We start from the raw sequence: 11,806 nt of genomic DNA on the forward strand, positions 1-11,806 counted from the left end.
GGCTGAGCACAGAGCCGCTGGAACCCACCGATCACTGGAGCCGACATGACCTCCCAGCCCCGCACCTTCATCACCACCGGCGACGGCGTCCGCCTCGCCTACCGCTTCGACGGTGACGCGCACAAGCCGGTGCTGCTGCTCTCCAACTCCATCGGCACCGACCTGCACATGTGGGACGGTCAGGTGGCGGCGCTCACCGAGCACTTCCGGCTGCTGCGCTACGACGCGCGCGGCCACGGCGCCTCCGACGTGCCGAGCGGCCCGTACTCGCTGGACCGGCTGGGGCGCGACGTGGTGGAACTGCTGGACGCGCTGGGCCTGGGGCGGATCCACGTGCTGGGCCTGTCGCTCGGCGGGATCGTCGCGCAGTGGCTGGGCATCCACGTCCCGGAGCGGGTGGACCGCCTGGTGCTGTCCAACACCGCCGCGCACCTCGGCCCGGCGAGCCAGTGGGACCAGCCGATAGCCGACCTGCTGGCGGCCCCCGACATGCGGGCCACGGCGGAGATGTTCCTGGGCAACTGGTTCCCGGCCCACCTGCTGGCGGACGGCAACGAGGTGGTCGAGGGCTTCCGCCGCACCCTGCTCGCCACCCGCCGCGAGGGCGTGGCCGGGAGCTGGGCCGCCGTCCGCGACTCCGACCTGCGCCGCACGGCCGCGCTCATCGGCAGCCCGACGCTGGTCATCGCGGGCGAGCACGACACCGTCACCTCGGCCGCCCACGGCAAGGAGCTGGCCGCGATCATCCCCGGCGCGCGGTTCACCGTCCTGCCCACCGTGCACCTGGGGAACGTCGAACGGCCCAAGGAGTTCGTGGACGCCGTGGTGGCCTTCCTCGGCGAACGGTCCTGACGGCCGCAGCGTCACGCCCGGACGCCGCCGGGGACGGCCCCGGCGACGCCCTCGGGTCCGGGCCGGTCCGGCCGGGTCACAACTCCCGCAGCGCGGGCAGCAGTTCGTGCTCCGCCCAGTCCAGGAACGCGGGCTGGCTGTCCCCGCCGACCTGGATCAGCGCGACCTCGTCGAACCCGGCCTCCGCGAACGGGCGGACGGCGGCCACGAAGTCCTCGGTCCGGTCGCCGCAGGGGATGGCCCCGGCGACGTCCTCGGGCCGCACGTACTGGCCGGCGGCGGCGAACGCGGCGGTGCCGGGGAGGTCGGCGTTGACCTTCCAGCCGCCGCCGAACCAGCGGAACTGCTGGTGGGCGCGGGTGACGGCGGCGTCCCGGTCGCGGTCGAAGCAGACCGGCAGCTGGCCGACGGCGGGCTTGCCCGCACCGCCGTGCTCGGCGAAGCCGGTCAGCAGCGAGCGGTCCGGCTGGACGGCGACCACCAGGTCGGCGAGCCGGCCGGCCAGCGCGCAGGAGGCCGGTCCGGAGACCGCGACGCCGATCGGCGGGGGCGGCTCGGGAAGGTCCCAGAGCTTCGCGCCGTCCACCTGGAAGTGCCGCCCGTGGTGGGTGACGTACCCGCCCGCGAACAGCGCCCGGATGATCTCCACGGCCTCCGCCAGCATCTCCTGCCGCACCGCGGCGGCCGGCCAACCCCGGCCCACCACATGCTCGTTGAGGTTCTCACCACTGCCCAGCCCGAGCCGGAACCGCCCCCCGGACAGCAGCTGCACGGTCGCGGCCTGCTGGGCGACCACCACCGGGTGGTAGCGGAACGTCGGGCAGGTGACGTACGTCATCAGCGGCAGCGCGTCGGTGGCCTGCGCGGCCGCGCCGAGCACCGCCCAGGCGTTGGGGGCGTGGCCCTGCTCGTCCAGCCAGGGGAAGTAGTGGTCGGAGGTCACCGAGAAGTCGAACCCGGCCCGCTCCGCACGCACCACGTCCGCGACCAGGTCGACCGGCCCGCGCTGCTCCGTCATCATCGTGTATCCGATTCTCACCATGCTTGCGCGTGTGCCCCCACGACGGCGCTTCGCACCCGGATCGACCGGATTTCCCACCGTCCGCAGCAGCAGGCCCCTCGGGAGCGCTCGGGCCCCGGCATCGCGCCGGGGTCGGGCGGCGGGGGCGTCAGGCGCTCATCGGGTAGGCGACGCCGAACGGGTGGCACAGGCCGTCCGGGAACGGCTCCAGGAAGTGCGCCACCCAGTCGTGCACGACGACCCGCAGGCCGTTCTCGCCCCGGTAGACGGGCAGGCCCTCGGGGGTGGTCTCGTCCGTGCGGTGCACCACGACGGTGGCCTGCGGGGCGTGCGAGCCCGGGCGGCCGGGGACGGCGATCCGGTAACCGCACGGGCTGTCCATCGCTCCACCTCGTCCTGCTCGTCCGGGGCCGCCCCGCCCCCGCCCGGCCCGTCGTCGGCGCATACCCCGGGGCGGTCACCCCAATCGCGCGGCGGCGGGGACGGTCCGTCAGGTCCGGGCCGTCGTCACGGCACCCGGTCGACGATGTCGAAGACCCGGTCGGTCTCGGTCAGTTCCAGCAGCCGGACCACCTGGCGGCTGGGGGCGCCGATGCGGAAGGCGACGCCGGCGGCCAGGGCGGCGCGGTGGGCGCGGATGAGTTCGTTGAGGCCGGAGGAGGAGCAGAAGCCGAGCCGGGAGCAGTCGACCACGACCGTGCGGGGCGCGGGCCGGACGTCGAGCGCCCCGCGCAGCGCCCTGGCGAGTGCGGGGGCGGTGTCCATGTCCGCCTCGCCGGTCACCACGACGACGCTCGTGCCGACCGGGCCGGGGCGGTGGTCGATCCGCAGACGGGTCGCCGGTGGTCGGTGCGGTGCTCCGCGCGGTTCCCAGGACATGGCCGGACTCCTCTCGCCGTCACGGGACGCCCGTCGCCGGGCACCCCGCCTCGGGGCCTCCCTTCGACGGTGGCGGAGCGAGCGCCGCGGCGCAGCCCGGAGAACGAAGCACCGGCCCGCGTCAGCCCCGTGAGCGAAGCCGGGCGGAGCCGAGGGAACGCCCGAGCGAGGACGCGGCCGGGCCGCCGACGGCCGAAACGGACCGCCCCGGGGTGCCCTCGCACCGGTCGCACGCGTACGCTCGGGCCCGCAAGGAAGCGGCATCCGCCGGAGAGGTTTGGCGTGCAGACACTGCGGTTCGACAGCCGCGACGGAGGAGTTCCTCTCGACCGCCTACACCCCGATGCGGATCGGCGGCCCGGTGGAGGACGCCCGGGTCCGGATCCGGCGGCACGCGGTGGAGCGCCTGAGCATCGACCGGCTCAGCTTCGGCTACGACATGGCCTTCGACGCGGACGGGCTGCCCGGCGTCTGCCTGATCAGCATGCACAGCGGCACCCTGGTCGACCGGACCGGCGGCGGGGAGCGCGTGTACGGGCCGGGTGAGACGTTCCTGCTGGCGCCGCCCGAGACGCCGTACCGGGGGGAGGTCCGCTCCGCGCGGTACACCATCGCCATGCTCGACCCGGCGCTGCTGGACGCCTTCTCCCCCGGCGGCCCGGTCCGGTTCACCGGCAGTCGGCCGCTCACCCCCGCCGCCGGCCACGCCCTCGGCTCGACCATCGCCTACCTGCGCGACCACGTCCTCGCCGACGCCGTCGCCCCGCCCACCGAGCTGCTCGCCGCCACCGCCGCCCAGCACCTCGCCGCCGCGGCCCTCGCCGCCCTCCCGCACGGCGGGCGCGCCGAGCCCGCCCGCACCGACCACCGCGACGCCACCCCGGCGACGCTGCGCCGCGCCCTCGCCTGGATCGACGACCACGCCGCGCAGGAGGTCACCGTCGCCGACATCGCCCGCGCCGCGTACGTCACCCCGCGCGCCCTCCAGTACGCGTTCCGCCGCCACCTCGGCACCACCCCGCTCGCCCACCTCCGCCAGGTCCGTCTGCACGCCGCCCACCGCGACCTGCTCGCCGCCGACCCGGCCGCCACCACCGTCACCGAGATCGCGCTCCGCTGGGGCTTCGCCCACCCCGGCCACTTCGCGGCCCACTACCGCACGGCCTTCCGCACCACCCCGGCCACCACCCTCCGCAGGCGCACCTGACGCCTCGCAGGCGGCCTCGCCCCCGGCAACGACCGCATCGAACGTGCCGGACGTGCCGGACGAGCCGGACGAGCCGCCGCACGGCACGGCACCGCCGTCGGAGCGGAATCCGACGGCGGTGCCGTTGCCCGGGCGGGCCTCAGCCGGACCTGACCAGTTCGACCTCGGGGGTGACGGTGACGTCGAGGCCGCGCCGGCGGTGCTGGTCGGCCCAGGCGGTGAGGGCCTGGCGGCAGGCCGCGTCGAGGTGGGTCAGCTCGGACAGGTCGAGCTGCACCGGGCCGGTGGGGGTGACGTCCTCCAACCGGTCGACCAGGGTGGGGAGTTTGACGAAGGTGGCGTTCCCGTGCACCCGCACCACCGTGCCCGCCGGCGACTGCTCGACCTGCAGCCGGATGTGCGTGACGTCCCACGCGGTCTTGGCGAGCGCCGCGACCAGGCCGATCACCACGCCCTCCAGCAGGTTGGTGGTGACGATGCCGACGGTGGTGGCGAGCAGCACCAGCGCCTCCGACCGGTCCGCGCGCCACAGCCGCCAGCGGGCCCCGGGCGCGACCAGCTTGCCGCCCGCGTGCAGCAGCAGGCCGGCGAGCGCGGCCAGCGGCACCAGGTGCAGCAGCCCGGGCAGCACCAGCGCGAACAGCAGCAGCCACACGCCGTGCAGCACCCGCGAGGCCTTCGTCCGGGCGCCCGCCTGCACGTTGGCGGCGCTGCGCACGATCACCGCCGTCATCGGCAGCGCGCCGAGCGCCCCGGCCACCGCGTTGCCGACGCCCTGGGCGAGCAGTTCCCGGTTGTAGGCGGTGCGCGGCCCGGCGTGCATGTGGTCCACGGCGGACGCGCTGAACAGGCTCTCGGCGGACGCGATCAGCGCGAACGCCAGCACCGCGCCCCACACCTCGGGCCGTGCCAGCAGCGCGAACTGCTCGGCGCCGGGCGGCTGCAGGGTGTCCAGCAGTCCGTCCACCCGGACGGTGGGCACCGGCAGCTCCAGCAGCCGGACGGCGGCCGCGGCGAGCACCACGGCGACCAGCGGGCCGGGCAGCAGCGCGAGCCGGCGCGGCACGTGCTTCCACAGCACCAGGACGGCGATCACCCCGGCGCCGACGGCGAGCGACGCCGCGCCGGCCTCGCTGCCGACGGCCCGGACGGCGGCGGCGGGCAGGCCGGCGAGGTTGGCGAGCGCCTCGCCGTGCGCCTTGCGGTCGAGCAGCACGTAGCCCTGCGAGCCGATCAGCACGATGCCGATGCCGGTGAGCATGCCCTCCACCACGGCGGCGGAGACGGCCCGGAACCAGCGGCCCAGGCGCAGCACGGCGAGCAGCACCTGCACCAGCCCGGCGGTCAGCACCAGCACGCCGAGCGCGGGCAGTCCGAAGGTGGTGACGGCGGAGTGGACCAGGACGGTCAGTCCGGCGGCGGGCCCGCTGACCTGCAGGCTGCTGCCGGGGAGCGCGCCGGCCACCAGGCCGCCGACGATGCCGGTGACGAGGCCGAGTTCGGCGGGCGCGCCGGAGGCGACGGAGACGCCGACGCAGAGCGGGACGGCGACCAGGAAGACGGTGATCGAGGCGGGCAGGTCGGTGCGCAGCACGGCGCGCACCCGGGCGGGATTCCAGGGCATGTTGGGTCCTCCGGCGTGGTGGTTGCTTCTGGTGGTGCGGGTCCGCGCGCCGTCCGCGGCGCGCGCCGGCGGGCGGCGGTCCGGGTGCGGGCGTGCGGGCGTGCGGGCATGGCGGCGCGGCGCGCGGGGTGCGGTGCGTGGTGGTGCGGCGCGGCGCGGCGCGATCGGCTCGGGCGGTGGTGACGGGTGACGTGAAGGCGGCGAGGGGCTGACGATCCGTCAGGACCCGTCGTGGCGACCCCGGTTCCGACTTCGGCTGTGGCTGCGGCTCCGGCTGCTCCGGCTCAGCAGCGGAACACCTGGAGCGCGGCGGGGCCGGCCGGGGCGGGTCGGCCGGCGGTATCGGGCGGCGTGCGCGGGGCCGTGCGGCCGTCCGCGCCGCCCGTGCCCGCCGCCGCCCGTGCCGCCGTCCCGGGCTTGCGGGAGTCGCGGCGAACGGGCGTGGTGGGGGCGGGAGTTGTCGAGCCGCGGCCGCGTTCGGTGCTCTCCGGCTCCTCCTCGGCGACGCTGCCCGCGCTGCCGGCCGGGACGCCGACGGGCAACGCGACCGGCACGGCGGCGGCGGCCTGCGCCGTCGCCCCGGGGCCGTCCGCGGACCGGTCGGCCGAGAGGCCGGTGAGCAGCGAGGCGACCAGGGCCACGATCGGCGCGGCGAGCAGCAGCCAGTTCGGCAGCACGGCTCTGCGCATCCCGCCCTCCCCGGCTCACGTCCGAACTCGGCTCCCCGCCTTCGGACTTGATGTGCCGCCATGGTATCCGGCCGGTCACCGTGGGTGTGCGGCTGCGGCGTTCTGCCGGGGTCTCGGCCACGGGTTTGTCCGGTTCCCGGCCGCGCACGCGCCGCGCACACGCCGCATCGGCGGCGGCGCGCCGGTCGTCGGTGCCGGTCGTCGGCGCGGGCCCGGGCCGGGGAACAGCAACGGCAGGGCGGTCCGGCCGCTCCTGCCACTCTCAAGCTATAGCGCGACGGGGGGCTTGTGGCAAGGCCCGGTCGGTGGCGCAGAATGTCCGACCGCGGGCGGTGGCGCGCGAGTTGCGCGGTACGCGACGGTTCTGACGGAAAATCACTTGCTGGGCGTTTTCGGAGGGTTGATGATCGACGTACTGGTGGTCGGCGGCGGGCCGACCGGGCTGATGCTGGCGTGCGAGCTGCGGCTGCACGGGGTGGAGGTGGTGGCCCTTGAGCGGTTGACGGCGCCGACCGGGGAGTCGCGCGGGCAGGGTCTGCACGCGCGCAGTGTGGAAGTGATGGATCAGCGTGGCCTGTTGGAGCGTTTCCGGGCGGTGAGTCCGGAGTACCGGGTCGGCGGGCTGTTCGGCGGCGTGATGAAGGACTGGCCGGAGGGCATGGACACCGCCCATCCGTACGGCCTGGCGACGCCGCAGCCGGTGACGGAGCGGCTGTTGGCCGAGCGCGCCGAGGAGTTGGGCGTGCGGCTGCGGCGCGGCTGCGAGGTGGTGGGTCTGGCGCAGGACGAGGAGGGCGTCGAGGTCGAAGTGGCGGACGGCTCGCGGCTGCGGGCGCGCTGGCTGGTGGGCTGCGACGGCGGTCGCAGCACGGTGCGCCGGCTGGCGGGTGTGGCGTTCCCGGGCGAGCCGGCCCGGGTGGAGACCCTGCTGGGGCAGATGTCGGCGACGGAGGATCCGGAGCGGATCGCGGAGGTGGTGGAGCGGGTACGGCGCACCCAGTTGCGGTTCGGCCTGCAGCCGTTGGGCGACGGGCAGTACCGGGTGGGGGTGCCGGCCGACGGCGTCTCGCAGGACCGCACGGCTCCGACGATGGAGGAGTTCCGGCGGCAGTTGCGCGCGGTGGCGGGCACCGACTTCGGGGTGCACTCGCCGCGCTGGCTGTCCCGGTTCGGCGACGCGACGCGGCAGGCGGAGCAGTACCGGGTCGGCCGGGTGCTGCTCGCGGGCGACGCGGCACACATCCACCCGCCGACCGGCGGCCAGGGCCTCAACCTGGGCGTGCAGGACGCGTTCAACCTGGGCTGGAAGCTCGCGGCAGAGGTCAACGGCTGGGCCCCGGCAGGCCTGTTGGACACCTACCACGCGGAGCGCCACCCGGTGGGCGTCGCCGTGCTGGCCAACACACGCGCGCAGAGCGCCCTGCTCGGCACCGACCCGGGGCCGACGGCGCTGCGCGAGCTGTTCTCCCGACTGATGGACATCCCCGAGGTGAACCGCCACATCACCGGCCTGATCACGGCGTTGGACGTCCGCTACGACTTCGGCCCCGGCCCGGAGCAGCTCGGCCGCCACCAGCGGAGCATCGCCCTCGCCGACGGCCGCCTCTACGACCGCATGCACACCGCGCGCGGCCTGCTGCTGGACCGGACGGGCCTGCTGTCCGCCACCGGCTGGTCCGACCGCGTCGACCATCTGGTCGACCCCTGCCCGGAGTTGGCCGCCCCCGCAGCCCTGCTGCGCCCCGACGGCCACGTGGCCTGGCTCGGCGACGACCAGTCCGGGCTGACGGCCGCGCTCACCCGCTGGTTCGGCGCCCCGCTGCCGCGCCCGCGCTGACCGCTCGGGCCCGTCCGCCGCACTGACCGGCCACGCCGATCCGCCGCCGGGCGGCGCCGCCGACAGCGATTCGGCGGCGCCGCCCGGCGGCCGTACCGGAGCCGGGGTCAGCGGCCGTCCGGGAGCAGGAAGTCGAGCAGGATCTGCCGGCTCGTCTGGGAGGTGAGGCTGCCGTAGGCGTCGTCGAACGCGTGGTCGGCGAAGGGCAGTTGCTCCGTCCGGACGTCGACGCCCTGCGCGGCCAGCGCGTCGCCGAGGCCGGTGACGGTCTCGGGGCGGGCGCTGCGGTCGCGGTCGCCGACGACCAGCAGCGTGCGGGGCAGGCCGGGGCGGACGTCGTTGGTCGGGGAGACCTCCCGGTAGCGGTCCGGGTACTGCTGCGGGGTGCCGCCGGTGTACATCTGCGCCGCCTCGCGGGTCCCGGCCACGTCGTCCTCCCACATCTGCGCGACGTCGGTGCCGGGGTAGAAGCCGATCACCGAGGCCGGGGGCGCGGGGGTGTCGCCGTCGACGGCCGCGATGGTGCCGTTCTGGAGGCGGTAGGCGGCGTTCATCGCCAGGGTGCCGCCCGCGGACATGCCGCCGAGCGAGATCCGCGCGCTGTCGACGCCGTAGGTGTCGGCGTTGTGCTGCACCCAACTCATCGCGGAGAGGATGTCCTGCGGGGCCTTGTCCCAGGTGGGGCGGTCGGGGGCGGCCAGGCGGTAGTCGACGGCGAAGACGGCGACGCCGTGGTCGGCGAGCCAGCGGCCGGTGCCGCGCAGGTCGCTCCTGTCGAAGGTGTGGAAGCCGCCCGCGTGGGCGAGCACCACGGCCGGGGTGCGCAGGCCGGGGGCCTTCGCGGGCAGGTACGCGTCCACCTTCAGCGGCTCGCCGTCGGGGCTCGCGAACGTCTCGGTGGCGTCCGGCTCCACCGCCGGGTAGGCGAGCCCGGTGAACGCCTGGCCCAGCGAGACGTCGACGCCCGCCTCCCGGGCGGCCTGGAACTGGATGCCGCCGATGACCAGCGCGCCCACGGTGCTCAGCGTCGAGACCACGGCGACCACCCGCCCCCAGCGCACCAGGCCGCCGCGCCATGCCAGCGCGGCGAACCCGGCGGCGAGGAGGCCCAGCAGCGCGATGTGGAACGGGTACTGCCCGCCCAGCACCGGCCCGATGATGCCCGCCTTGGGTATCGCGGGGACGTACGCGCCGAGCACGACGGCGCCGGCCAGGAAGGCCAGGAACGACGCCAGCACGGCGGAGACGACCCGCAGGATCCGGACGGCCCGGCCGGGCCGGGCAGGCTCGGCCGGCGAGGCGGTGGTGCTTCGGGGTGTGGTCATGGCTGTACTCCTGACGTGTCGGAAGCCGCCCGGTCCTCGACGCCGCCCACGGGGCGGCGGGGACCGGCTCGACATCGACGTTAGGAATCCGGGAGCCGCGCACACCTCACGCTGCGGAGCCATTCCCCGGAGCAGCTCCCAGGTAGGGGGCCGGTCGGGGCGGCCGGCGCCGCCGGGTCACAGCCCGGTGCGGCCGGGTACGACCAGTCCCGTCTCGTAGGCCAGGACGGCGGCCTGGGTGCGGTCCCGCAGCTGGAGCTTCTGCAGGATGCTGCCCATGTGCGTCTTGACGGTCTGCTCGGCGACCACGAGTTCGGCGGCGATCTCCGCGTTGGACAGGCCCCGGGCGACCAGCGTCAGCACCTCGGTCTCGCGGTTGGTGAGGACGTCGATCCGCACCTGGGCGGGCGGCTTCGCCGGGCTGCCGAGCCGGGCGAACTCCGCGATCAGCCGCTTGGTGAGCCCGGGCGACAGCAGCGCGTCCCCGGCGGCCACGACGCGTACCGCTTCGGCGAGTTGGACCCCGGAGGCGTCCTTGAGCAGGAACCCGCCGGCGCCGGCCCGCAGCGCCTCGTACACGTACTCGTCGAGGTCGAAGGTGGTCAGGACGAGGATCCTGGTCGGCAGGTCGGGCTGTCCGGTGATCCGGCGGGTGGCCTCGATGCCGTTCAGGCCGGGCATCCGGATGTCCATCACGATCACGTCGGGGCGCAGCTCCTCGGCCTTGGCGACCGCGTCCAGGCCGTCGACGGCGGTCGCGATCACCTCGATGCCGGGCTGGGCGCCGAGGAGCACCGAGAAGGCCTCGCGGACCATCGCCTGGTCGTCGGCGATCATCACTCGGATCGTCATGCGGTCTGTTCCCTGTCTGTCCGGTCGGCCGGGGCGGCGGGCACCGGCAGCAGTGCGGTGACCTGGTAGCCACCGTCGGGGGTCGGTCCGGCGGCGAACTCCCCGCCGAGCATCGCGGCGCGTTCGCGCATGCCCAGCAGGCCGTGCCCGGCGCCCGGCGACGGCTCGGCCGCCACGGTGCCCGGCCCGTTGCGGATCCGCAGCCGCAGCGCCGCGTCGGTGTACGCCACCTCGACGCGGGCGGCGGCGCCCGGGGCGTGGCGCAGCGTGTTGCTGAGCGCCTCCTGCACGATGCGGTACGCGGACAGCTCGACGCCGTCGGGCAGCGGGCGGCGCGTCCCGGAGACCGTCGCCCGTACGTCGAGCCCGGCCGCGCGCACTCCCGCGAGCAGGTCGTCGAGCCGCTCAAGGGTGGGCTGCGGGGCCTCGGGTGCGCGCCCGTCGGGGCGGTCCTCGGAGCGCAGCACGCCGAGCAGGCGGCGCAGTTCGGTCAGCCCCTCCAGGGCGCCCGCGCGGATGTCGGCCAGCGCCGCGACCAGTTCCGGCGGCGGGTCCGCGACCCGGTACCGGGCGGCCTCCGCCTGGATCGAGACGACCGACATGTGGTGGGCGACCACGTCGTGCAACTCCCTTGCGATGCGGGCGCGTTCCTCCAGCACGGTGCGGTGCGCCCGTTCCTGCGCGAGGGCCCGCTCCTGCTCGGCGAGCCGGGCCCGGACCTCGCGCGTCCGGCGCACCCCGGTCGCGGCGGCCGCGACCAGGGCGAACAGCGCCAGCACGATCGCCGTGAAGTACCAGGGCCCGATCCGGCGCCCGGCCAGTTGCAGCCCCAGCAGCAGCGCGACGCTCAGCGCCACCGTCTCGGCCGTCACCCTCGGCGGGTTGCGCAGCGCGACCAGGAACGTCAGCCCCGCCTGCACGGCCCACGCCCACCCCGTGTACGGCGCGAAGGGCGCGTACAGCGAGAACACCGGCAGCGCCGCCAGCGACAGCCACCAGGCCGGCAGCGGCCGGCGCAGCGCGAGGACCAGCAGCGCGGCGTGCAGCATGCCGAGCGGCCGCAGCGGGATGTCCTCGGTGGCGGAGACCGCCGTGAAGACCGCCACCGCGACGACCGCGCCGTGCGGCAGCCACCGCAGCAGCCCCGGCCCGCTCATCGGCGGCACGGGCTGCGCGGCCGGGACGAACAGGTCCCGCCGCACGGCGGACAGGTGCCGCCGCACGGCGTTCAGCGCTCCGCGCACCGTCCGCCTCCCGGTCCTCCCGTCCATGCGGTCAGTATGGTCCAGTTCGTCCACCGGACGGCCGCGGGGGCCGGGGCGCGAGGCGGTTCGGACGTGCACGGTGCCTTCCTCCGTCGGGGTGCATTCCCTCACCACGCTACGGAGCGCCCCGCCCGCCCGGCCTCCCGCTGCGGAGCCGTTCCGGGCCTGGCTCTCAGGTAGGGGGTGGCGCCGCCGACGGTCGGCCGCGCGGCGTGGGGGGGGCGGCGGGGGGGGGGGGGGGCCGGGCGGGGCTGG

11 protein-coding genes are annotated in these 11,806 nt (G+C 75.9%); 3 read left to right on the forward strand and 8 right to left on the reverse strand.

Going from position 1 to position 11,806, the window contains the following annotated elements:
- Nucleotides 1–45: 45 nt before the first annotated feature.
- The gene (gene pcaD / locus ACWEMJ_RS07985) at nucleotides 46–852 is read left to right on the forward strand and encodes a 3-oxoadipate enol-lactonase (RefSeq protein ID WP_452136107.1); all 807 of its coding nucleotides are present in this window, start codon (nucleotides 46–48) and stop codon (nucleotides 850–852) included.
- A 76-nt stretch (nucleotides 853–928) separates the two neighbouring features.
- Here the strand turns inward: pcaD and ACWEMJ_RS07990 are convergent, their stop codons facing one another.
- The 3 genes from ACWEMJ_RS07990 to ACWEMJ_RS08000 form a co-directional block, all read right to left on the reverse strand.
- Nucleotides 929–1,894: an LLM class F420-dependent oxidoreductase gene (locus ACWEMJ_RS07990; RefSeq protein WP_452136108.1), complete on the reverse strand. Its 966-nt coding sequence runs from the start codon at nucleotides 1,892–1,894 to the stop codon at nucleotides 929–931.
- Nucleotides 1,895–2,021: 127 nt separating this feature from the next.
- Entirely contained in the window at nucleotides 2,022–2,255 is a 234-nt protein-coding gene (locus ACWEMJ_RS07995) for a DUF6296 family protein (RefSeq protein WP_452136109.1), read from the reverse strand.
- Between the two features lie 125 nt (nucleotides 2,256–2,380).
- Entirely contained in the window at nucleotides 2,381–2,752 is a 372-nt protein-coding gene (locus tag ACWEMJ_RS08000) for an STAS domain-containing protein (RefSeq protein WP_452136110.1), read from the reverse strand.
- A gap of 277 nt (nucleotides 2,753–3,029) precedes the next feature.
- Here ACWEMJ_RS08000 and ACWEMJ_RS08005 point away from each other — a divergent pair, with 277 nt between their 5' ends.
- Nucleotides 3,030–3,959: a helix-turn-helix transcriptional regulator gene (locus ACWEMJ_RS08005; protein ID WP_452136111.1), complete on the forward strand. Its 930-nt coding sequence runs from the start codon at nucleotides 3,030–3,032 to the stop codon at nucleotides 3,957–3,959.
- Nucleotides 3,960–4,098: 139 nt separating this feature from the next.
- Here the strand turns inward: ACWEMJ_RS08005 and ACWEMJ_RS08010 are convergent, their stop codons facing one another.
- Together ACWEMJ_RS08010 and ACWEMJ_RS08015 are read right to left on the reverse strand one after the other, a co-directional pair.
- Entirely contained in the window at nucleotides 4,099–5,583 is a 1,485-nt protein-coding gene (locus ACWEMJ_RS08010; RefSeq protein ID WP_452136112.1) for a SulP family inorganic anion transporter, read from the reverse strand.
- A gap of 284 nt (nucleotides 5,584–5,867) precedes the next feature.
- The gene (locus ACWEMJ_RS08015; protein WP_452136113.1) at nucleotides 5,868–6,272 is read right to left on the reverse strand and encodes a hypothetical protein; all 405 of its coding nucleotides are present in this window, start codon (nucleotides 6,270–6,272) and stop codon (nucleotides 5,868–5,870) included.
- A 403-nt stretch (nucleotides 6,273–6,675) separates the two neighbouring features.
- On the opposite strand from ACWEMJ_RS08015, the gene ACWEMJ_RS08020 reads away from it, so the two are divergent.
- A complete protein-coding gene (locus ACWEMJ_RS08020) occupies nucleotides 6,676–8,109 on the forward strand; it encodes an FAD-dependent oxidoreductase (protein ID WP_452136114.1) in 1,434 nt (477 codons plus the stop codon).
- Nucleotides 8,110–8,216: 107 nt separating this feature from the next.
- Here the strand turns inward: ACWEMJ_RS08020 and ACWEMJ_RS08025 are convergent, their stop codons facing one another.
- From ACWEMJ_RS08025 to ACWEMJ_RS08035, 3 genes are all read right to left on the reverse strand, one after another.
- A complete protein-coding gene (locus tag ACWEMJ_RS08025; RefSeq protein WP_452136115.1) occupies nucleotides 8,217–9,434 on the reverse strand; it encodes an alpha/beta hydrolase in 1,218 nt (405 codons plus the stop codon).
- A gap of 177 nt (nucleotides 9,435–9,611) precedes the next feature.
- Nucleotides 9,612–10,286: a response regulator gene (locus ACWEMJ_RS08030; protein ID WP_452136116.1), complete on the reverse strand. Its 675-nt coding sequence runs from the start codon at nucleotides 10,284–10,286 to the stop codon at nucleotides 9,612–9,614.
- Nucleotides 10,283–11,557: a sensor histidine kinase gene (locus ACWEMJ_RS08035; protein WP_452136117.1), complete on the reverse strand. Its 1,275-nt coding sequence runs from the start codon at nucleotides 11,555–11,557 to the stop codon at nucleotides 10,283–10,285. The genes ACWEMJ_RS08030 and ACWEMJ_RS08035 overlap by 4 nt, the downstream gene beginning before the upstream one ends.
- Nucleotides 11,558–11,806: the final 249 nt, after the last annotated feature.

The sequence above is a fragment of the Kitasatospora sp. NPDC004531 genome (assembly GCF_053602195.1).